We start from the raw sequence: 23642 nt of genomic DNA on the forward strand, positions 1-23642 counted from the left end.
ATGCTTAAAAATAAAAAAATTTTAAAAAATGTGTTGTTAGCAAGTGGAGTAACAAGTGTTTTTGGTGGTAGTATTTTAGGAACTGCTCTTGGAATTTTAAGATACAAAAACTCACAATTAAAAGATAAAGAACATACGATTGTATCTTTAAATTCCGAAATCAAATTACTAAAAATACAAATATCAGATATGCAAGCTGAAAATACTCAACTTAAAAATCAAATATCAGCACTTGAGGGAGTGCTAAAAATTGTTAATGCAGCTAATGATTCTCAAAATGGAGAAACAAATGAATTGTTAAATAAATTAATTAATACCACCGAAGAATCTTCGTTGCAAATTAGTAAAAATCAAGAGTATCAAAAATATTTACAAACGCACTTAAATAAACTAAAAAACTCATTAATTGTGAGTGTAAATGTATTGCTTGATAAACTTAAGAATTTATCAGAACTAAATTCTGAAAAATTTCAAAACGCCTTTTTAAATACCAAAATTACTCAATTAAATGAATTAGTTAAAAATATTAACGAATTAGATTTATCTAATACCAATAATTTTAGCGAAAATTCGCAATTTCTTAATACTTATCAAAAAAGATATCATGATTTTAATCTAGAATTAATTGAGAATTTAAATACTTTAATAAATCAAAATAAAAATAGCATTAATGAATTAAATTCTAAAATTTCAGATACATCTAAAAAGCTTAAAGAAAGTATTTCAAAAAGCATTCAAACAACAATTAATTTAAACGAAACCATCACAGTCTTGAAAAAATACACTGATTTATTATTAGAAAAATCACTGAATTTAGGCTCAAAAAGTACAAGTGATAACTTCAAGGGTAATTTAGAACAATTATCTAAATCACTTGCAGAATATCAACAATTTTTGCAAGAACAGATTAAATTAACACATGAATCACTAAAAAAAGCTAATGAAAATAACGATTATTCGAATTTGGTTATTTTAGATACTGATGTTTTTGCTTCAAAAGTAAAATATTTTACTCAATTAAGCTCAAATTATAGTAATTTAGCTATTAATATTTACTTAAACTTTTACGAAGAATCTCTTAGATCAATTGCGGAAAAAGATGAGCAAATTGATAAAATTTCTAAAGAAAAAGAACAATTAAATAATCAAATAAATGAAGCTAATCGCCAAAAAACCAAAGCATTAGCTAGTTTAAAAAAACTCAAAGAAAGTTTAACTACTTCTTTTAAAAATTCTTTAAATAGCATTATTACATCATTACGAAATATTGATTTAGCTATTCAGAGCTCAGATGCTACCCAAAAACAACAACTTTCTCAACGTTTAAATGAGCAAATTATTAATTTAGAAGCACTAAGAAATGAATATTCAAGTGATGAGTTTATCAATCGATATGAACCATTTGTTGAATCTGCTCTAAAAACTGCTGATCAAGTAATTCAAGAGTATAAAGACAATATTTTAAACAAGCTCAAAGAAGAATATAAAATCACTAAAAGACAATTAGATGAAAGTAACAAAGCTTTAATCGAAGCAAAAAATCTACTAAATTCAAAAAGTGATGAAATTAATGTTGTAAATGCACAACTTAAAAAAGCTAAAGCCGATCTTGTTAATAAAGAAAATGAATTTATGCAAATAACTAAGCAATTAGAACAAACCAGAGATTCATTGGCTCAATTAAAAGTTGAAAAAAATAGCTCACTTTCTGAAATGTCTGCAACAATTGATCGTTATGTCCTTAAATACAATCAATTAAAAAATACTGCTAATACTATTATTGATGAGGCAATTAAACAAAAACTAAATGTTGATAATTTAAGATTGCTAATTAGTAAAAGTTTTGCTCCTAAAGATCCGCAAAACTTTATTCAAATGAATAACTTATCAAAAGAATATTTAGCACACTATTTGAATTTATTTGAGGAAATGATTCGCTTACATAAGAAAGTTTTAGAAAAACAAGTTCATAACCAAAACCTTGTAATTACCGGCCAAGAAGATGATATTAGTTCTTACAAATTAACCATTAATCAAAACAAAGCCTGAATTGATAAACTCACTCTTGATCAATTGCAATTACAAAGTAAAATTGACCAACAAAAAGAGCAACTTGCTCAATCTGATCAAACAATTAAGGAGCTACAAGAAAAAATTAATAAATCAGGTTTAAACGCAAATAAAACCGTTACAAATACTAATTTAAATCAAGATTATTTAAGAGAATTTCATTTTCAAAAACGAGAAGCAATTAGTTCAAATCAGTTTCATAATTCGTTTGTAGATACTGATTCATATACTCAAAGGTTTAAAATTAAACCAGCACAAAGAATTCAGGTTTATTATTTTAACAAAAACACTAAAAAAATGGAAAATTTTATTTTAACAATTCAAAATTCTGTCAAAAAGCTCTATAACAAACTTCAAGATCTTAAAGTAAAGTTTAATTCAGTATCTTCTAATCTTATCGATTTAGTAACAACGGGTTATTATTATGAAAATACCACTAGCACCTATGAAGGGGATAATGATGATTCAGGATCATTTTTTGAAGTTTCTTATGAAGATGGGTATATTAATGTGTTAACTAAAGCAAGCATTAAAACCAAAGCAGGGAAATATCTTTATGCTTCAACTGGTACTAGCTTAGGTGGTTCATCAGAAAGTCCATATAGCTATGATGGAGGAACAGCTAAATCAAGTTTATTTTTTGTAAGTGCAATTGCTTTAGATGATTAATTTTTTTAAGTTTTAAAAAATTATTTTTCATCTTCTTCATCAATATCAAGTTGTTCATCAACACTTTCAAAAAGCATCTTTTTGAATTGATTGAGTTGTTTTTTAAGTTTAGCTTGAGTTTTCTTTGATTTAGTTAATTCTTCTGGTGTGTTGTTTGGTTTTTCTTCAGCTGGTTTGGATAAATTGCGTTTTTCCTTTGAAGATAAAAACTTAATTTTAAGTTTATTAAGTTCCGAATTGCTTTTTGAATCAGTATAAATAATAGTTGGAACAATAATAGGATTACGACGTTTTTCTTTGTAAAATAATCCTGTTAAACGCTCAATAACAATTTGGTGAAGATCTTCGGTGGTTCAATTGGAGTTGTTTTTGATAATGAATAAAATCGCTCCATGTGCTATTCGCTTTGCCTCCTCAACTAAATCTTTGGAATTTTTAACAAAAAAACTTCCTCGAGTAATGATTTGTGGTCGAGTTAAAATTTGATTTTTCTTTTTATCAATTAAAAAAGTAATATTTAAAAACCCACTATCTTTAAGTTGTTGACGTTCACTAAGCATTTTTCCAGTAACACTTAAAATAGAATTTCCGTCAATATATAAGGGACCGTAATTAATTTTTTTATTGGTTTTAGTGATTTTTTGGTCTTTCATCTCATAAATGACACCTTTTTCAATCACGATGACATTTTCAGGTTTAACGCCATTTTCAATTGCGGTTTGTCCATGGACAATGCTCATGCGGTACTCACCATGATAAGGAAGAAAGTATTTAGGTTTAGTGAGTTGAAAAATTTTATCATGTTCTCATTTATAAGCATGTCCAGAGGTGTGCAAGTAACCATCAGTTCCATTTTCTTTAATAATGGCTCCAAGCTTATATAAACGATTGATAAGCAGCTCAATAACCATCCGGTTTCCTGGAATGGGACTTGAAGAAAATAACACTAAATCACCTTTAGTTATTTTAACTGAAGCGTGCTTTCCATAACTCATTCGCGAAAGAGCGGCTAGCTGCTCACCTTGAGAACCGGTAGTTAAAATCAGTAAATCTGAATCTTTGGTGTTGGGAAGTTGCTTTTTATCAACAAAAACATCATTTGGAACATTGATATATCCTAATTTACGCCCAATTCGAACTCCTTGAATCATTGAACGGCCAAAAGTGATAACTTTTTTATTTAATTTAGCTGCTAGTTCAATAATAACTTTAACTCTAGTTAAATTTGAGGCAAAAGTTGTCACAATAATTTTTCTTTTAGCCTCTTTAAGGTGATTTTCAATATCGATTAAAATATCACTTTCACTTGGAGAGTGATTTGGACGCATTGCATTTGTTGAATCACTTAATAGTGCTGTTAGATTTTGATCTCCAATTTCTTTAAGCCGAGCAAAATCAGTTAAGTTTCCAATTGGAGTATAGTCAAAACGAAAATCTCCAGTACACATTAATGAACCATGAGGAGTGGTAATTCGAACTCCAAAAGCATCCGGAATTGAATGCTGGGCAGTTCAAAAATCAACGCTTACTCCTCCTTCAAATTGATGTACATCTGCTTTTTGAATTTCGATAAATTGAACAGCTTTTTGAATTTTGTGTTCATCAAATTTTAATTTTAAGTATTGAATAGCAATTCGAGGAGCAAAAATTTTATTTAATTTAGTTTGCTGAACTAAATAAATAACCCCTCCGATGTGGTCTTCATGACCATGAGTGATAAAAAGACCTTGAATTTTTTTATTTGGTAAATTTAAATAAGAATAATCTGGAATAATTCCTTTAACTCCAGTATTGTATGTATCTGCAAATTTAATTCCCGCATCGATGATAAAAATATTATCATCCTGCTCAATGAGTAATGTTGATTTACCAATTTCTTCAACACCACCAAGAGGAATTATTCTTGTTGGGTTCATAAAACTCCTAAATTTGTATTATTAATTTGAATGTAAATTAAATTAAACGCCCTATGTAAATGTTTAATAACAGTTTTAATTATAAAACAACCTGAAAAATTAGATACTAAAAATTAACTTTTTTTGCAAAATACTTAAAGTATTTTGTGAAAATTAGGTCGTTTTTGTTATACTTATTATGTTAAGTAAAATATTCATCATAATTAAGGGAAATCAAATGAAAAAAAGAACTATTAAAATTTCAGCGGCGTTATTAGGAGTTGCAATTCCTTTTACAGCATCAGCTTCATTTTTAGTAGCTAAAACACCAAATAATCAACAAAAAGTTGTAACAACTGCTGCAAGCGAAACAAGCGAAAATGCTGTAGCTCCAGCAGCAAAAGTGAACAATCCAAATGTTGTTTCGCTTCCAAAAGTCCAACAAGAACTTTTAAAATTACTAGAAAATGTTAAATTTGAAGTTTCTAATCAAAAAGTTAAACAAAGCAAAAATGCTTCACAACTTTCTAAAAGTGATTTAAAAATGAGCTATTCATTTTCAAATTTAGAAGTTTTAAATGCAACAAATGTTAGTGTTAGTTACGATTTACTAAGTAGCAAAAATTTTAAAACTACATTAACAAACAAAAACATGGTTAAATTTGTTAATGATCATGCAGATAGCGGAAAAGCAGTTATTGCTGTGTATGCTACATATCGTGATGATAAAATGCAAGAAAGCTCAATGACTTTTAAATTAGTCGAAGGTTTAAAAGAAGAATCATATCACACCCAATTAGTTGATTTAGAATCGCTTTTACCAGTTAAAGAAACTGAAGAATATAAAGTTGTAATTACTAAATCACTTGCAGAGATTAATAAATATTTAAATGAAAATGCAAATAATAATTCTGGAAAAACTTCAAGATTGCCAATTGTGTCAGTTCAGTATTATAAAAAACATGATCTTAAAAACGAAAAACATGAAGTTATTGAATTTGCTTTTGGATTTTCAAGATACAGTGATAGTGCAGATAATCATATTTTTAATCTTAAAAAAGAATTTTATGATACTATTCAATTAGTTAATAAAAACGGGCAAGTTGATTCAAAAACAAAAGAAAATAAATATATTCTAGCGCAATACAACATGAAAACTGGAATTCTTACTCTTTTTGTTAAGAAAAAAGATGGCGGTTCTCAAGAAGTTAAAATTAATTTAAATTAATTAAGCATAAAAATTGAACTTTAGGTTCAATTTTTGTATATTTAAATTTGATTTTTTCATCTTTAAGATATAATTTTTAATTATGAAAAAGGTACCACAAAATCAAGCATTTTTAGATGAAGATGAAATTGAGTTTAATATGCTCAAAACTCTTGCTTTAAATGAAAATGTTCAATTGAAGGAAGATTTAAAGTGGTTACACAAAAAATTTAAATTAAAAAATTCTGATATTATCGATAATAATTTTAAAGTCTCTGTTCCAATTAATATCAATCAATCGTTTATTTTAAAAGAAAGTAAGTTAATTGAAAAACAATTAAACCATATCAACTTAGCTTTACATCAAAAAGAATTGTTTTGGTTTGAAAAAAGCAATTTTTCTCTAAGCGAATTTAATGATATATTAAAAAAATATCTAGTGGATAATTATAATCCTAAGAAAAATCATGTTACTGAAGATGATCAAAATTTAATTGTTATTAATAAATTGCGAATTTAATTGGAGGGTATTTTATGAAGGTTAATATTGCAATTGATGGTCCAGCAGGAGCTGGAAAATCGACCGTATCTAAAGAAATTGCTCAGAGATTAAAATACACATTTATCAATAGCGGAAGTGTTTATCGGGCTATTGCTTATAATGCTTTAAAACAAGGAGCTAATCTTAAGAATAAAGATGAAGTTTTAGCAACTTTAGAAAAGGGAATGATTAAATTATCTGCTGATGAAGATGTAATTTTAAAAGGTGAAAATATTACTAAAATAATTCGTAATGAGAATGTATCTTTAGCTGCTCCAATTATTGCAAAAATTCAGCAAGTTCGTGATTTTGTAGTTGAATTTATCCAAGAAATGACCAAAAAAGAAAAAGGTTTTATTATTGACGGAAGAGATACTACTTTTAAAATTATGCCTCATGCTGAAGTGAAAATCTTCTTGTGAGCCGATCCAAAAGAGCGAGCATTTCGTCGCAATTTACAAAATCATGAAATGGGTTATCAATCAAGTTATGACGAAGTGCTTTACGAAATTAAGCAGCGAGATGCTCAAGATATGAATCGTGAAGTTGATCCACTTCATAAAACCGAAGATTCAATTTTAATTGATTGCACTTATATGGAAATTGAGGAAGTTATTCAATCAATCATTAATTTAGTCAATAATAAAATTAAGGAAATAAATGCGTAATACTATTGCAATTATCGGAAAACCCAATGTAGGTAAAAGCACACTTTTTAATCGTTTAATTGGAAAAAAAGTATCAATTGTACATGATCAACCAGGGGTAACTCGTGATCGTTTATATGAAAAAATTTATTGAACTGGTAAGGAAATTAAAATCATTGATACCGGAGGAATTGAAATTGAAAATCGTCCTTTTCAAGATCAAATCCAAATTCAAGCAAAAATCGCAATTGAAGAAGCGGATGTAATTTTATTTTTATTTGATGGATTAAGTGAAATTACTAATGATGATTTATTCATTATGAATATCTTACGCAAATCCAATAAACCAATTCTTGCTGTTGCGAATAAATTAGAAAGCAATCAAGAATTTGATTATAGTTGATATAAACTTGGAGTTGAAGATATTTTTCCAGTCTCTGCGTTGCATGGTGAAGGACTTGGAAATGTTATGGACAAAGCAGTCCAATTGCTTGATTTTACTGATATAGAAGTTGAAGATCTCTTTAATTTAGCTATTATTGGTAAACCAAATGCAGGAAAAAGCTCGCTTTTAAATAACTTATGTAAGGAAAATCGTTCAATAGTTTCAGAGATAGCTGGAACAACTCGTGATAGTGTTAAATCAATTGTTGAAATTAATGAACAAAAATACAATATCATTGACACAGCTGGAATTACTAAAAAAAGCAAACTTGTCGAAAGTGTAGATCATTATGCGTTAATGCGTGCAATGAATTCTCTTTCAGAAGCTGATTTATCTTTAATTGTTATTGACGCAACACAAAAAGAAATTTCGCATTTTGATTCACGAATTATTGGGTATGCTCTTGAAAACGAAAAACCAATTATTATTGTCATTAACAAATGAGATTTAATCCAAAAAGAAACTAATACAATGGCAGAATATGAAAAAAAACTCCGCAATAAATTTCATTTTGTACCCTGAGTTCCGTTTGTATTTATTTCCGCAAAATACAATCAAAGAATTGAAAAATTAATTAAAACTTTAACTGAAGTTAGAGAAAATCTTCAACGAGATATTAAACCTTCTCTTCTTTCAAATTTAATCTTAGAAACTCAAATGATCCAAAAAGCTCAACCATATAATGGAGGGCGTTTAAATATTTATTATGTTCGCAAAGAGTTTGCAAAAATCCCAACATTTACATTTTTTGTAAATAATAAGAAGTATTTACATTTTTCCTATCAGCGTTTTTTAGAAAATCAACTACGTGCAAATTTTAATTTTAAAGGATGTCCTTTGAAATTAAATTTCAAAAATAAAAATGGTCTTGATTAACCAATCAAAGTTATTTTCAAGAAATACTAAAGCAATCTATTTAATGTTAAATAGATTGCTTTGTTTTAATTAAAAATTACTTCTTCATATTTTAAATAGGTTATTTATTTTCATTATTTTTTCATTTATCAAAAGATTTAATTGCTTCATTTAAAGCCTTTTCGTGGGATTTTAATTTTTTAAGGATTTGATCAAAACTAACAATCTCTCCAAAAATCATTTCTTTCATTTTTTATAATCTTCTTTATAAAAATTAATGACTTCAGTTGAAGGAACAAGTTTTAATTTTCCCTGATAAATTTCATCGTACTGAGGAAAAGAACTTCTGTAAAATTTCTTTTTAAATTCAATAACTGATTTTAACAATTCAAAATTCTCTAAACTTTTATTTTTTATGTCGCTTTCGAGCATTTTATAAACATCATAATAATGTCGTGAATATCTTTTTTTGTAATTACCATTAGTTCTTTTTGCTTCTGCGTGTAAAATTATCAATTTATCATAAAAGGTTCTAATCGGATCGACAATTTTTACAATTATTTTTTCTGAAAAAACATCAGGAAAAACTTGAGATATATAAGGTTGAATTATTGTTTTAGAGGATGGAATCAATTCGGAAATTTTACCAATTTCAAGTTTAATAAAACTTAAAATATAAGAAACTACATCATAATCTTTTGGATAATCAAAATATATATTCAATGGCTCGTCTTTATTGATAAAAAACTTAAATTTTTTATTTTTTAAGATTTTGTATAGATCTTTTTTAAGCAATGGAATAACTTAATTTTTCAAAAAATTTGAAGTTTTTTGATAAAGTTCTTCATTATATTTATCTTGTTTTGTGTTGCTTCTAGGTTTATAAGGATCTTTTTCTGGATAACCTAAAACTCTTCAATCTAGTGATAAATCAATATCTTCTGAAAATCGTTCAATCAGATTATATGCTTTAGAAAGGCTAGTTCCACCTTTAAATACAAGGTAATCTTTATATTTAAAATCGTTAAAAAGATATTTTAAAATAATACAAACTCATAAATCTTTTTCGGTAATTGAGGGAGAAATTTTTAACTTCTCTTCTGTGTTTAAAATAATTCTTTTTCTTTTTTCTTCAGGAAGATTGAAAAATTTATTTATTTCATTAATTTCCTTTATTTTTAATAAAGCATTTCTAATTCAAAAAATTATGTTACTTGTATCTTTAAGTAAATCTTCTTCAATATTTTGAGCAAAGAAAGTTAACTTTTTAATTCTTTTGTCGTTTAAATCTCTTTTTCCTATTCTTTGAATTGCTTCGATTAAAACTGCAAATTTTGATGAACGTTGTTTAATATATTTTTTATTTGTGTGCTTAAAGGAAATTTTTCGACCTCTATAAATATATTCTCGTGATGGTCCATCTGAAACATAGATATAAACATTGGAAACTTGATTAGATACTCCAGTGTAATTTAGAGTTGCCTCACCGCCTGGTGCAATTGTTCAATTAAATTTTTGTGCTAACTTTTGAACAACTTCATCTACAGAAGGATAAGAATATTCATCAACAATGTCAATGTAATACGGTTTGGTATATAAGCCATGCATGATTCTGCTTATTTCACCCTTTTTTGTGAGTTTATGCAAAATCGATCTTACAACATTTATATTAGCAATATGATCAAAATCTTTTGCACTAAAGATTTTGCAAGGTGTTTTGCTTATAATTTCTTGGATTTTTTGTTTAGCTTTTTGCATTTTTATTTCCTGTTTATAAAAATTACAATACTTCAAGAAAAATAAGTTTAAAGTTTTTTAATTGACGCAACAAAATAATTATTTTTTAAATTTTGAGAATGTTTAATTAAATTTCAATGATAAAAATTATATCATCTAGCCACTTTGTGGACTTTTTTATTAAGTTATAAAATTGAGGTTTTGAATAAATGTTATTTAAAAATCAAACATCTTCCCCATTATAGTAATAAGATTTTTGCTCAAAACTCAAAAAATTTTTTTAAATTCTAAAATAAAAGCAAAAACTTTTGCTTCTATTTCCTTTTTAATTTAAGAAATTTTTAATAAAAAACGCACTAATGTGCGTTTATGGAAATTATTTAGCCTTTTTTTCAAGACGTTTATTGAATTTATCAATTCTACCAGTAGCTTTAGCTTGTGAACGATTTCCAGTGTAAACAGGGTGGCACCCTGAACAAACATCAACGCTAAATTGTTTTTTAACTGAACCGAATTTGAAAGATTTTTGGCAAGTTGAACAAGTAACTTCAACAAAGTGGTATTGTGGATGAATATCTTTTTTCATATGCTACAATCTCCTTTATTATTTTGAATAGAACTCAACAATTAAAGCATCTTTAATTTCTGAGTGCATTTCGGTTCTTTCTGGTAAACGGTCTAATGTTACGCTAAATTCTTTACGAGTTAATCATGCTGCTGGAGCCTTAGCTTCAAGAGCGGCAAGAACTTGTTCGTTTTTAGTTAATTTATCTTTTAATTGAATTACATCACCTGGAAGAATTACCATTGAAGGAATATCAGCTTTTTTACCATTTAAAGTAAAGTGTCCATGGTTAACTAATTGGCGTGCTTGTCTTCTAGTTGAAGCAAATCCAGCACGATAAACAACATTATCTAATCTTGATTCAAGGAGTTGAAGTAAGTTAGTCCCAGTAACTCCTTTTAATTTCATAGCTTTTTGGTATGCTTTACGAAGTTGTTTTTCACTAATTCCAAAGGTGTGTTTTACTTTTTGTTTTTCGTAAAGGTGTAATCCATAATCTGAAAGCTTAGTTCTTTTGTTCCCGTGTTGACCTGGGGCGTAAGTTCTTTTTTTACCTTTAGCAAACTCTTTTCCAGTTTCTAGAATTGAAAATCCTAAACGACGAGAAATTTTAAACACAGGTCCTGTATATCTTGACATGTAATTTTCCTCTTTTCTGCATAAAAGAGAAAGTTTATTTCTAATTAGTTAATTTTGCTTTAATGATTTTGGTGTTTCAGCATCCCTACTATCAAATTTAAAACATATCAAAATTGGAGCTAATTATAATAAACTGCTGTAATTTATGCTTTTTAATTTTACCAGAATATTTTTTTAAATAAAATCATTTTAATCAATACTTTATGATTAAAAAAAGTCTAAAAATGGTAATATATTAAAAGTATATATAGCATGATTTATCACTTTGCTATTTTTAAGGAACCTAATGGGAAAAATTAAATCAAGAAGAAGAACTCGTATTGAAATTATTCAAGTTTTATATAAATTTGAGCTTTTTAATGAGCCGATTAATTTAGTAGAAGTGTTTGATAATTATGATTTTTTAGATCAAATTCAAATTAAAAAAATTGAATCTATTTCCAAAAATTATAATTTTCTCAAAACCAGTTTAGTTAGTTTAGTCAACCAAAGTTGATCATGAGACAGAATTTCGCCACTAACTCGAGCAATTATTATCAATGGAGCTAGTGAGTGTTTTTACTTACAACCTCGAATTGTTTTTAATGAAGCAGTTGAAATCGCTAAATTGTTTTTTGAACCTACTGAAATTAAAGATGAAAATGGCGAAATTATCAACAAACACGATAGTAAGCAATATAAATTTGTTAATGCTATTTTACAAAACTTTTACAAGTTATTGGTAAATATGGAAGCTAAAAGCTCTCATGAAAATGCTTAATTTATTTAAACTTTTTAAGCGATACTTAAAAATTCGTAAGCAAAGAGCGTATTTTTATTTTTGAAAAAATCGCCTCAATTTTACCATTAACAAATTTACACAAATGGGACTAATTAATAAAACCCTGCCTGAAGATCAAATCACATTTGATGGACATAAATGGGAAACTTTGGATGATTTTATTTTAAAATTTAACTTGAATTTGTCCTTCCCAGAGTTTATTAATAATGATCAACAAGAGATGATTAAAAATTTTTATGTGTTCTTTTTTTATCAACTTGCATATAAAACTAATCATAAAAAAATTAAAATTGTTTTTTTGAAAAAACAGCCATATTTAAAAAAGGATAAAACTAGTGTAAATCATTTTAAACGTTTGCATTATTATAAATTTTTAGATCAGTTTAAGCAAATTGAAGATTACAATGTCATTTTAAGGGAAATTCTTAGAAAAATTTTATAGGAGAAACAGGCAATTATGGATTATAAAAAAGATTTTCCAGCTGCATGAAATATTACATATTTTGATTCAGCGGCTTTAGTACTTAAACCTAAAGTAGCAATTGATGCAGTAAATAATTATTACCAAAATATCTCCATTTCATCCCGCACAGCTGATACCCCTTTAGGGAATTTGGTTAATAGTACCATTAATTCAGTACGCCAAAAAGTTGCTCATTTAATTGACGCAACCCCTCAAGAAGTAATTTTTACCAGCGGAACTACTGAGTCATTGAATTTAATTGCTAATATGTTTGAACAAATTCTTACTCAAGAAGATGAAATTTTACTTAGTCCTTATAATCATTCTTCAAATATGGTTCCTTGAATTGAACTTGCTAACAAAATAGGGGCAAAAGTCATTATTAGTGAAGATTTACTTAATTCAATTACTTTAAAAACTAAAATTATTGCTTTTGCTCAAGAGAATAATACTTTTAATGTTCCTTTAGATGTGGAAAATATTTATGCAAAAGCAAATGAAGTTGGTGCTTATGTGATTAATGATTGTGCTCAAAGTATTTCGCATCAAAAAAATTCTTTAAAAAATTCTCATGTTATTGCTTTTAGTTGCAATAAGTTTTACGGGCCAACTGGAATGGGTGTTTTAGCAATTCAAGAAAAGTTATTAAAAATACTTAAACCCACAAAATTCGGTGGAGGATCTGTTAATGAAATCTCTTCAGCACAAAGTTGGACCATTAAAGATACTATTTACAAATTTGAGCCTGGGACTCCAAATTTAGCTGGTTTTTTTATGTTTGATAAATCACTGGATTATTTTAATAGTATCGGTTATAAGCAAACACAAGTAATTTTAAATGAGCTTAGTAAATACTTGCATGCACAATTAAAGCAGTTAAACAACGTTGAAGTTTTTTCGCAAGAAGGTGATTATATTGCCTTAATTAATGTAAAAAATATCAATGCTCAAGATGTAGCTACTTATTTAGGATCTAAAGGAATTTACACTATTGCAGGAATTTTTTGTGCTCATTATTTAAGAAACATTAAACCAAATTATTCATATTTACGCATTAGTTTAGGGATTTACAATACTAAAGAAGACATCGATAAATTGATTTATCATCTAAAAAATGGAGGTGATTTTTATGGATTTTAATGCTAATAAAGCTCGAGAAATTATTATGAATCATTATCTAGATCCTGAAAATAAAAAACCTTTAAGTGTTGATGATGGAGAGGTTTTTTTTAGCTCTACTTGTTCAGATAAATTAATTTTACACACAAAATTTAAGGACAAAAAACTAATTGAAGCTTCTTTTGATGGACATGGATGTGCGATTTTTATTGCTGCTAGCGATATTTTATTATCCCTTTTAAAAAACAAAAACATCGATGAAATTGAGCAAGTTCTTTTGATTTATCAAAAATTTATTATGCAAGAAGAACTTTCAAATGAGCAAATTAATTTACTAGGGGATTTATGAGTCTTTTACAATGTTAAAACACACTTAAATCGAACCACTTGTGCACTGCTAACTGCTGAAAAGATTTTAAAAAACTAATGCAAAAATCTTTTATTTTTCATATTGATTTTGATTCTTATTTTGTTAGTGCGTTGCGCTCAATTAGACCGGAATTAAAAGGAAAACCGGTTGCAGTTGGAAAAAATGGTCCTGAATTTCTTGTAACTTCAGTGAGTTATGAACTTCGGGCAAAAGGTGTTAAAACAGGCATGATTAATTATGAAATATTAAAAATTGAGCCTAAAACCATTTTTGTTGAAGGTCACTTTGATATTTTTACAACTATTTCCACAAATATTTTTAAACATTTAAGCAAAAATTATTCTTCATTAATTAGCGTTGTATCAATTGATGAATGCTATTTAGATGTCACTGATTTAGTTTTTAGTTTTGAGCAGGCTTATAAATTAGCTCAAAAAATGCAAAATGAAATTTTAGAGCTTTTTGATATTCCAGTAACAATTGGGATATCATATAATTGCTTTTTTGCTAAAATGACCACTAATATTTCCAAACCCTTTGGAATTGGAATGACCACTAAAGATAATTATCAAAGTAATTTTTTTAATTTAGAGATTGAAAATTATTATGGAATTGGAAAAGCATCTGCACAAAAATTAAGGAAATTAGGAATAAATTATATTAAAGATTTAGTTAAAGAAGATCTTAATCATTATCAATTAAAAAGTGTTTTTGGAATTATATATCGTCAATGAATCGCTAATTTAAATCCTAATCATTATGATCGAATTGTTTTAAAAAACTCACTTCCTAAAGGCATTGGTAACGAAATCACTTTTACTAGTAAAAATTTAGATTATGAACAAATTTTAGAAAATTTACAAAAAGTTGTTTCACTGGTGATTTTACGCTGCAAGCGACAAATGTTAGTTGGAAATGTACTAACTTTAGTGGTGCGCCATCAAAATAAAAAATGACAAAATAAGCAACAAAAACTTTCTCAATTTACCAATGATTTTAATTTTATTTTTACTAAAGCTAAAGAATTATATTTAGCACATTTTTCAGAGACAAAAATTATTGGAATTGGAATTAGGATTAATAATTTAATCTTTGAATTTGAGCAAGAAAAAAACTTTAATTTATTCGAAATTGCTAGCAATAAAAATTTTACTAAGTTAAATCAACTTATTTCTCAAGTTAATCGAAAATTAAATAAACCAATTTTATATACTATGAAAGAGTATAATGAACTTAAGAGTTTAGAAAATAAAACTAATAAATTTGATTTAGAAGGATTTACATTCAAAAAAAGATAAGGAGAACCGAAAATGAAAAAAATCGCAATTTATGGTGGTAGTTTTGACCCGATTCATAAAGGTCATATTGCAGCTGCTAGATATGTCATCGAAGAACTTCAATTAGATGAACTTTATTTTGTACCGGCAAATAATTCCCCTTTTAAAACAAAATCAAAAAATAATAATGCTTTACATCGTGTTAATATGTTAAGGCTAGTAACTGAAGAAAAAATGTTTGTGAGTGATTTTGAAATTAAGCGAGGAGGAACTAGTTATACTATTGACACGGTTAAATATTTTGCTAAAAAATTTCCTCAAGACCAGTTATTTTTAATTATCGGAAGTGATCATTTACCTAAATTAGATAAATGAAAAGATATTCAAAAAATTGCTCAGCTATCTAAAATTGTGGTTTTACGCAGAAGCAAAAACATTAATAAAATTAATGCTAAAAAATATCAAGCCATTATTTTGAAAAATCCATTGTGAGATTTTTCATCCACAGAATTTAAAAAAGGATACTTAGATAGTGTTGAAGATGTGATTATGGATTATATTCAAGAAAACGGACTTTATTTAGAAAAAATTATTCATTCAATGTTGAGTGCTTTACGTGCAAAACACTGCATTAGTACTGGGAACTTTGCAGCTGAAATGGCTAAAAAATTTAACATTAGTGCAAAAAAAGCATATGTAGCCGGAATTTTACATGACATTGCTAAAGAATGAGACGAAGATCAATCACGAGCTTTTTTAGCTCAATACGAACCACAATATGCAAATGTTTTAAAACATGAATTGCATCAAGTGTGTGGATATACTTGAGTTAAGCATGCTTATAAATTAAAAGATCATGACATTTTACATGCAATTTTAGTGCATACAACTTTAGATGATGGAACTAATGAACGTAAAATAAGTAATTTAGATAAAATTATTTTTATTAGCGATAAAATTTCTCCAGGAAGACGCTTTCCAGGAATTCAAAAACTTCGTCAACTTGCTTTTGAAGATTTGGATGCAACATTTGAAAAAGTTATTCAGTATGTTTATGAATATAACATTCAAAAAGGAGTAAAATTTTCTCAAAGACAACAGGAAATATACAGAAAGTACCTTAAATAAAATGTCAGTAAATTTACAAAGAATTCAAAAATTACTTTCTCAAGCAGGAATAGCTTCTCGTCGAGAAGCTGAAAGTTTTATCAAAGCAGGAAGAGTGACAATTAATGGAAAAGTGGCTCAACTTGGAGATAAAGCAACTTTTAAAGATGAAATTTTAGTTGATAAAAAACCAATTGCTCCTGAAGAACATGTTTATTTTGTTTTAAATAAGCCTCCAAAAACAGTATGTACTCTTAAAGATAATTTTAATCGCACCATTGTGACTGATTTAATTGATACTCCTTATAAAATATTTCCTGTTGGAAGATTAGATTATGACACTACTGGAGTTCTTTTACTTACAAATGATGGAGATTTATCTAATAAATTAACTCATCCTAGTTTTGAAATTTTGCGAGTTTATCGAGCAAGACTAAATGAACCGCTTAGTAAAGAGGAATTCAAAAGACTCAATCGACCTTTAATGATTAATAAAACTCTTTCTAAACAACAAATTATTCAAGCTGATACTAAAAGTTATTTTGTTATTTTGCATGCTGGAACTTATCATCATGTTAAGAAAATTTTTGAAAGTGTCAATAAACTTGTTATTAATTTAAAAAGAGTTGAATATGCAGGAATTACCGTTGAAAAACTACCAGTTGGACATTATCGTAAATTAACTTTAAAAGAAATTAAGAATTTAAAAAACCTAGTTCGTATCAAAGGAGAACAAAATGAAAAATAAGTTTAAATTTTGACTAATTCCCACAATTATTGTTGGTTCTGTATCTTTTAATATTGCATGCACTAGTGATTTTGATAATGCAAGTAATGATAATTTAGCCAATATTAAGATTCAAGCTCAAGGTAATTTGCAAGAATATAATCGCTATTTTGATGCTATTAATAACTTTTTTGAAAATAAAAATCCTCAAGAAAGCGAAAATTTTGCCTTTTATTATAAAAATATTCAAGCTAAAGCTCAACAATTTGTCAATGCTCTAAGTGAATTTAATAATTTAATAAAAAACCAAAACGTTAATTTTAAGCTTAAAAAAGAAATTTCAGAACAGTTTTTTAAACAGTTAAACCTTCAAGAAAATGAAATCAAATCTTATAATGATGCCTTTTTTAGATTTAATGCTATTAATGAAGAGTTGAATTTACTTGCTTTAGATAGAGTTTTTAATGTTGAAACTAATATTTTTTTGAACTTTAAGAAATACTTAGGTTTTTTTGCTGCTGATCCTAAAAATTCACCACTTTATGATGAATGATTTTCGAAAAATAAACTATCAGAAGCTCAAGAAGAGTATAAAAACAAATGGTATAACCCAAATTTCAAAACTATTAATTATGCTCAACTTGGTAAAAAAATTCAAGTTGATGGAAAATCAGTTGTTGAACACACTCACGCAATTGGTAATGTTGTTAAAGAATGAAGTGTGATTGTTGGAGATGTTAAAAATTCAACTGCATTACAACAAATTAGTAATTTAATTGCTTATTTAAATGTTCACGAAAAAGAAATTAATAACTTACAAATATCAAATATTTTAAAAATAATTAATGGAACTTTTGAACAGTATAAAAACGCTTCACATCAAATAACTAATCAATTTGCTGATTCTTATCCATCAAGCAAATTAGTAGGATTTTTTGATGAAAATTCAAATTTTCAAAAATTATTTAATATTTGAGAAAAAACCAATGAACTATATACTAACTTAAAAAGTTAAGCAAATTTCTTAACTTTTTGAACTTTTTACTTTACAAAATAAAAAATTACTTTAAAATTAATTTATATAACATTTTATTTTTACATTTAAAATTAACATTTCCTTTTCTATTTTTTGAAGTAAAAATAGAAAGGAAATTTTTATGAAAAGGAAATGATTAGTAGGATCATTGCTAACAGTAGTGCCTGTAATTGGTGGAGGAGCTGGTATTTTTTACTATTTTAATTACTATAAACCAGCAGCTGATGCTAAAAAACAAAAATTACCAGAATCTCAACAATCATCACAAGATTCAGGAATTTTAAATAAAAATACTATTACCAATCCACCTCTTTTAAATAATCCAAATATTCCACCAAAACAATTAGAAGATGAAGAAAAGGAACTTAATGATTTTTTAAATAAAGAAACATTAAATTCTGAAAAAGAAAAGCATGATTTTATCAAAAGCCAAAATATTAAGGAAGAAAGTGATAATCATCTTGTATTAAATCTTTATTTAGATCAAGTTAACAAACCAAAAAAAGGAAGAGGATCTAAAGAAGAATTTATCAAAGAAATAGCTAATATCTTAAATTATGTTGATTCAAAAAATTATGATGATAATTTAAAAGTTACTATTAATTTAACAGTTGATAAACCAAATTCTAAAGGTAAAAATTCTCAAACTATTCGTCAAAAAAATACCAAAACATATACTGTTAATGAATTTTTTAGACGCTCACCACTTCAGAAAATTTTTGATAAATTATCTTTTTTAAAAGGTCTAAAAACACCTAGTTTTTCACTAATAACATTAAAAAAATATTTAACAAAAATTAAAACAGCTTTAATATTTTTCTTAAGCAAAAGATTAGATATATTTACTTTACTATTAAATTATCTTTTAGGTAATTAAAAAAACTCAAAAAACACCATGATATCTAAATCATGGTGTTTTTTAAACTTCTTCGTTAATAGAAATTATGCTATTTTCTAAGATAAATTTTTTAATTTTTTCTTCAATATCTTTTTCTTTAGCATTTATTACTCAATCTTCAAATGTTTTTGTATATTGATTTCAGTTAAATTTTTGAATTTCGTATCCGTAGCTATATAAATATTTTTCATCACTTCATTTTAAATAAAGCCCACAAAAATATCTCAAGAAAATAACCATAAATGAAAAAATAGCTCTTTTATTACCGTTTAATAAAATATGCTGTCCAACTAAGCGAGAGACTATATGTACTAGTAAATCAATTGTATTTTGATTTTCGGGTTCTTCTTTGTACTTAATGTAATTTTCAAATAATAAATTTATTTTTGCGTTAAATTCCTCTATTCTTCTTTCATCAATTTCTTCGGTAGATAATTTTTCAGCAAATTTAAAAGATTTTTCAACAACCTTTTTAATAAGTGTTTTTATAATTTCTGTCTCAATGTATGCAAAACTCATTTGAATTATAGCTTTTTCGTTTAAGACAAAATATAAAGTTTTAAAATTACTTGCATCATATAATTTTATTTTTCTTGTTTCAAATTGGCCATTTAAATAGAAACTCTTTTGCTTTTTTAAAGCCTTTTCATCTAAACAAATAACTAAATTTTTTCATCTTATGTTCATATTACTTTTATCCTAATTTTAAGAAAAAAGCAAAGATTATACTTTGCTTAAGAATTCTGTCTACATTTTAGCTAATTCATTTAATACTTTAGCGTAAACTTCTTTGGCTGGATGTTTTTCAAAGGCTGCATCTTGTCGTTTGACGTTTTCCATAAACATTTTATAAGTTAATTTCGGAAGTTTTTCGATTTTCTTTTTTTGTCTCATTTAAAACTACCCCTTTACCAGCTTGATTGTATTAAAATTATACATTTATTTAATGTTTAAATTTTTTAAAATTTTAAACATTTTTAGAAAGATTTTATATTAATATTGTTTTTTGAATAAAGCATAAATTAATTTGCTACCAGATTAGTTTTATGCAATAAGAAAATATTTATTTTTACTTTTATTTAACTTCTTGAACATTAATCATTGGATTTTGTGCATACACAGGTATATTATAGAAGGCTTTTGAAGAATATGGATCAAAAGTCTCTAATCCCTGAGAATGCGATCTAAATGAAGTTCCTAAAACATTGGTGAATTCAAATTTTCCGTTATCAATACGCTTTATAACAACAAGTTCCTCAGAAACTTGTGAACCACCTTCAACTTGGTTAACTCGATTAGACAATTTAAACACACGCTCTTTTTTGAATTTAAAATCATCTGCAGAAATTGTAATTTCTTTTTCTTTGACTTTTTCAAATTCATCTTGTTCTTTATCGTCGATATAATAAATTTTAAATTTAAATTCAAAGCCATATTTATTAACTGGTAAAACATTAATTTTATTAATAACAAAAACTCGTTGAGGTACTTCACCTGAATTAAATTGGTTAAAGTATTTTCCGTATTCTTCTTTGTCATTTACAAAATCCGTGTATCCTGTTGCTGGAGTATTTGAACCAAAATGTTCACCTTCAGAGTCACTAACTTTTTTTCTAGCGTTTTTATAGATATTAGAATTTAAAATTATATTTTTAAATTTAGTATATTTAGTTGTTAAATCTTTTAGTTTTTGAGCTTCTTCTTGATATTGTTTTAAATATTGATTTTTTTGCTTTTCTAAGGATTTAATTAAATCTTTTGAAACATCATTTTTAATTTGTTGTTTTAATTGCTCAATTTTTCTATTTTTTTGCTTTAAGTTTTCACTTGAAAAATTAAGTTCAGTTTTGCTCTTATCAATAATTAAATTTTGTAACTTAACACTTTCATTGGTTAAATCAGCTATTCTTTGACTATATTTTTTAACAAAATCAATTTGTTTTTCAAAATTACTCCCAGGATTTGATAGTTCATTTAAAGATAATAAAGTATTCATATTTGCTACATTTAAGCCTTTAGCTTGAGCACTATCTTTAATTTTAATTGCGGCAGTTTTTCTTAATTGATATTCTCTGCTTACAGAAGCAACATCAGTACTTAAATTATTAGTAAATAAGTATTTTGTTTGGTTTAGTGTTTTGATATTATTTTCTAATTGATCTTTAGATTTTTGTAATGAATTGATGTTTTGTTGCTGATTTTGTGCTTTTAAGACATAATTTTGCTCAACAGCTAAAACAAAAGCATTATTTAATTTTTCTGAAAGATCAATTACTTTTTTAACACTTAGTTGCATTTGTCCAAGTGAATTTTTGGAGTTAAAAGCTGGTACTTCTTCTCTAAGAGCATTATTAAGAAGTGAAACATCAAGATTTTGATCTACTTCAGCTAAGAAAGTTCGTGCTTTTGTTTTAAGGTTATCTAAAACTGATTTAATAGCATCATAAGCACTTTTAACTTGATTTTTATTATTAGAAACTTCAGAATTAATTTGTTTAAGTTCAGATTGAGCACTTTTTAAGCTTGCTTTAGTAGTTTCTAAAAAATTTTTACTTTGCGATAATTCGTTTTGAATGCTTGTTAAATTACTTTGAACAGTAGCAAGTTCTTGATGCTTTACATTAAGTTGAAATTGAGTTGAAGAAAGTTGCTCTTTAGTAGAATTTAAATTAGCTAAAGTTTTTTGATATTCGGCTTTAAGCGGGTCTAAAATATTCTTTTTGTACTCTTCGATTACTTCTTGAGCCGAAGAAAGTGCTTGTTGTACTGTTGGAGCAAAAGTTTGCGTGTAGTTTTCAGCAGTGTATTTATTTTTTAAATCCATCAGAGCATTAATTCGAGTTTTTAAGCGATTTGCTAAACTTTCTGCTTCATTTACACTAGAGCTTCTAATGGTGTCTTCAATTCCACTTAGTGAGCTAATTTGGTTATCTAACATTGTTCCTAAATTAGTCATTAAATCATTTTTAATTGCGGCAATATTAGCTTCAAGCTCACTTTTACTTTGTGATAAAGTAGCAATTTGCTCATCGGTTTGTTGTTTTTGAGATTGAAGGTTTTTTACTAACTGATTTTGAGTAAATAATTCATTTGATTGTTTAGTGTTTTCATCATTATAAAGCTTAATAATATTATTTCTAATTTGTTCGTATTTAGACAAAATTTGCTCAAAGATTTGATTAACATTTTCAAGATTGTATGTCGATAAAGGAGACTCAAAATCATTTTCTAAATTTATTGAAGCAAGTTTATTTTGTGAAGTTTTTAGTAGCTCAGAAATAATTACTTGTTTAGTATCAAAGAAACTAGAAACTTGGGCTATTGAATCTTTAATTGATTTAATACTCGGGAGATTTTGTAAGTTATCAAAATTTGAATTTTTAAAGTTAATTAGAGCATTTTTAAGTTCAACGATTTTTTCTAAATAGAAATTAAGAGTTGAATTTCCTTGCTCAATTAATGAACGAATTTGTTTGTTACGAGTTTTGATGTTTTGAGTATTTTCTTTGACTTGCTCTAAATTTTTATTTAATTGAGAACTCATTAATTCTAAAGCATTAGTAATTTGTATAAGGAAAATATTTTGTGATTTAATAATTTTTTCCAGAGATTCTTTAGTGCTTTCAATATCGCTAAAAGTGTTTTCATTTATTGATTTTAGTAGATCTTTTCCTTTGTTGATTGAATCTTTGATAATGTTTTTAGTATCTTGTTTTAAAACATTATTGTTTTGCAATTGATCATTAAGCGAATCGCTGAGCATATTGATTTTTTCTTTTAATGAATTTTTAAAACTCAATAGTGGTGTTTTAAGTTGCTTATATCCAACATTTTTAATAATTTCTTCAGTATTTTTTCCGCTGTTTAATTCATTTGCAAGAGCATCCAAAGAAGCTGAAAAATCCTTATTAGATAAGTTAGTTTCTTGCAAATCTTTAATCATAATTTGCAATCTTTGATTTTGAGCATTTAAAGATTTTTGATTATCTTGATCTAATTTATTTTGCTCACGAAGTTGCTTAATTTGCACAAGTAACGAATTATTTTGTGCTTTTAAGGCGTTATTTTGTTTTTGAAGTACAACTCCAGTTGGAATAGCTCCAAGAGCAACCCCTAATACAAAAGTTATAGGAAGTGCTGTAGATAAAGTTAATGTTAATTTTCTTTTATTCATATATATTCCTTTTGATAATTTGAGTTTTAACAATCTTTGCTGAAAGGGTAAAATATAAAAATTAAAAAGCAAAAATTATTTTTCTCATAAGTTTTGTCTACTTATTTAATAATCAAAATCTTAAAAATATAATAAAAAAGAAAATTACTATAAAAATCTCAATTAAAACAGTTTATAGAACGTAAATTTATATAAGTTTAAATTTATTAATTTTTATAAAGAGCTTATTAATTTGGGATTATTCAGAAAGTTGTAAAATTATTTAATATAAATTAAAAATTTACATATATTAATAATTAATAGTAAAAATTACTTATTACTTAATTAGGAATTTTAAATTTATTGACCTTTAAAAATTAATTTTTAAAATCCAAGAATAATAAATTTGTGGAAATTTTTCCAGTTTTTCTTAAAATAATC

At 26.4% G+C, this 23642-nt stretch carries 20 protein-coding genes and 1 pseudogene; 14 read left to right on the plus strand and 7 right to left on the minus strand.

Going from position 1 to position 23642, the window contains the following annotated elements; genetic code table 4:
• Positions 1-2739, plus strand: a complete 2739-nt coding sequence (locus EXC58_RS00355; RefSeq protein WP_129725085.1) for a coiled-coil domain-containing protein — start codon at positions 1-3, stop codon at positions 2737-2739.
• A gap of 20 nt (positions 2740-2759) precedes the next feature.
• Here EXC58_RS00355 and EXC58_RS00360 read toward each other — a convergent pair whose 3' ends face one another.
• Positions 2760-4655 (minus strand): ribonuclease J, encoded by a 1896-nt coding sequence (locus tag EXC58_RS00360; protein ID WP_129725086.1) that lies wholly within the window; start codon positions 4653-4655, stop codon positions 2760-2762.
• A 217-nt stretch (positions 4656-4872) separates the two neighbouring features.
• On the opposite strand from EXC58_RS00360, the gene EXC58_RS00365 reads away from it, so the two are divergent.
• From EXC58_RS00365 to der, 4 genes are all read left to right on the plus strand, one after another.
• Positions 4873-5862 (plus strand): hypothetical protein, encoded by a 990-nt coding sequence (locus tag EXC58_RS00365; protein ID WP_129725087.1) that lies wholly within the window; start codon positions 4873-4875, stop codon positions 5860-5862.
• A gap of 82 nt (positions 5863-5944) precedes the next feature.
• Positions 5945-6361, plus strand: coding sequence for a hypothetical protein (locus EXC58_RS00370; protein ID WP_129725088.1), 417 nt, complete (start codon positions 5945-5947; stop codon positions 6359-6361).
• Positions 6362-6375: 14 nt separating this feature from the next.
• A complete protein-coding gene (gene cmk, locus EXC58_RS00375; RefSeq protein ID WP_129725089.1) occupies positions 6376-7050 on the plus strand; it encodes a (d)CMP kinase in 675 nt (224 codons plus the stop codon).
• Positions 7043-8350, plus strand: coding sequence for a ribosome biogenesis GTPase Der (der, locus tag EXC58_RS00380; RefSeq protein ID WP_129725090.1), 1308 nt, complete (start codon positions 7043-7045; stop codon positions 8348-8350). Before cmk ends, der begins: the two co-directional genes overlap by 8 nt.
• A gap of 171 nt (positions 8351-8521) precedes the next feature.
• On the opposite strand, the pseudogene EXC58_RS04880 reads toward der, so the two are convergent.
• From EXC58_RS04880 to rpsD, 3 genes and pseudogenes are all read right to left on the minus strand, one after another.
• Positions 8522-10087 (minus strand): annotated as a pseudogene (locus EXC58_RS04880) (nucleotidyl transferase AbiEii/AbiGii toxin family protein).
• 355 nt (positions 10088-10442) lie between these two features.
• On the minus strand, positions 10443-10652 hold the full coding sequence (rpmE, locus tag EXC58_RS00395; protein ID WP_129725091.1) for a 50S ribosomal protein L31: 210 nt from the start codon (positions 10650-10652) through the stop codon (positions 10443-10445).
• A gap of 18 nt (positions 10653-10670) precedes the next feature.
• Complete coding sequence (gene rpsD, locus EXC58_RS00400; protein WP_129725092.1) at positions 10671-11270, minus strand: 30S ribosomal protein S4; 600 nt, start codon at positions 11268-11270, stop codon at positions 10671-10673.
• Between the two features lie 286 nt (positions 11271-11556).
• Here rpsD and EXC58_RS00405 point away from each other — a divergent pair, with 286 nt between their 5' ends.
• The 9 genes from EXC58_RS00405 to EXC58_RS00445 all read left to right on the plus strand — a co-directional run bounded on the left by EXC58_RS00405 (position 11557) and on the right by EXC58_RS00445 (position 19027).
• Positions 11557-12030 carry a transcription antitermination factor NusB gene (locus tag EXC58_RS00405; protein ID WP_129725093.1) on the plus strand — a complete coding sequence of 158 codons (474 nt, stop codon included), beginning with the start codon at positions 11557-11559 and terminating at the stop codon, positions 12028-12030.
• A 103-nt stretch (positions 12031-12133) separates the two neighbouring features.
• Positions 12134-12493 carry a hypothetical protein gene (locus EXC58_RS00410; RefSeq protein WP_129725094.1) on the plus strand — a complete coding sequence of 120 codons (360 nt, stop codon included), beginning with the start codon at positions 12134-12136 and terminating at the stop codon, positions 12491-12493.
• 15 nt (positions 12494-12508) lie between these two features.
• Entirely contained in the window at positions 12509-13654 is a 1146-nt protein-coding gene (locus tag EXC58_RS00415; RefSeq protein WP_129725095.1) for an aminotransferase class V-fold PLP-dependent enzyme, read from the plus strand.
• Entirely contained in the window at positions 13644-14060 is a 417-nt protein-coding gene (locus EXC58_RS00420) for an iron-sulfur cluster assembly scaffold protein (RefSeq protein WP_129725096.1), read from the plus strand. Before EXC58_RS00415 ends, EXC58_RS00420 begins: the two co-directional genes overlap by 11 nt.
• A complete protein-coding gene (locus EXC58_RS00425; RefSeq protein ID WP_129725097.1) occupies positions 14060-15301 on the plus strand; it encodes a Y-family DNA polymerase in 1242 nt (413 codons plus the stop codon). Before EXC58_RS00420 ends, EXC58_RS00425 begins: the two co-directional genes overlap by 1 nt.
• A gap of 12 nt (positions 15302-15313) precedes the next feature.
• Positions 15314-16408, plus strand: a complete 1095-nt coding sequence (locus EXC58_RS00430; RefSeq protein WP_129725098.1) for a nicotinate-nucleotide adenylyltransferase — start codon at positions 15314-15316, stop codon at positions 16406-16408.
• A 1-nt stretch (position 16409) separates the two neighbouring features.
• Complete coding sequence (locus EXC58_RS00435) at positions 16410-17135, plus strand: pseudouridine synthase (protein WP_129725099.1); 726 nt, start codon at positions 16410-16412, stop codon at positions 17133-17135.
• Positions 17125-18129 (plus strand): MAG0770 family lipoprotein, encoded by a 1005-nt coding sequence (locus EXC58_RS00440; protein ID WP_129725100.1) that lies wholly within the window; start codon positions 17125-17127, stop codon positions 18127-18129. Before EXC58_RS00435 ends, EXC58_RS00440 begins: the two co-directional genes overlap by 11 nt.
• 142 nt (positions 18130-18271) lie before the next feature.
• Complete coding sequence (locus EXC58_RS00445) at positions 18272-19027, plus strand: CYTH domain-containing protein (RefSeq protein ID WP_129725101.1); 756 nt, start codon at positions 18272-18274, stop codon at positions 19025-19027.
• 42 nt (positions 19028-19069) lie between these two features.
• Here EXC58_RS00445 and EXC58_RS00450 read toward each other — a convergent pair whose 3' ends face one another.
• The 3 genes from EXC58_RS00450 to EXC58_RS00455 all read right to left on the minus strand — a co-directional run bounded on the left by EXC58_RS00450 (position 19070) and on the right by EXC58_RS00455 (position 23222).
• Positions 19070-19735 carry a hypothetical protein gene (locus EXC58_RS00450; protein WP_129725102.1) on the minus strand — a complete coding sequence of 222 codons (666 nt, stop codon included), beginning with the start codon at positions 19733-19735 and terminating at the stop codon, positions 19070-19072.
• A gap of 60 nt (positions 19736-19795) precedes the next feature.
• Complete coding sequence (locus EXC58_RS04660; RefSeq protein WP_165177501.1) at positions 19796-19942, minus strand: hypothetical protein; 147 nt, start codon at positions 19940-19942, stop codon at positions 19796-19798.
• Positions 19943-20123: 181 nt separating this feature from the next.
• The gene (locus EXC58_RS00455) at positions 20124-23222 is read right to left on the minus strand and encodes a coiled-coil domain-containing protein (protein ID WP_129725103.1); all 3099 of its coding nucleotides are present in this window, start codon (positions 23220-23222) and stop codon (positions 20124-20126) included.
• Positions 23223-23642 lie beyond the last annotated feature (420 nt).

The sequence above is a fragment of the Mycoplasmopsis citelli genome (assembly GCF_900660645.1).
Lineage (GTDB): Bacteria > Bacillota_I > Bacilli_A > Mycoplasmatales > Metamycoplasmataceae > Mycoplasmopsis > Mycoplasmopsis citelli.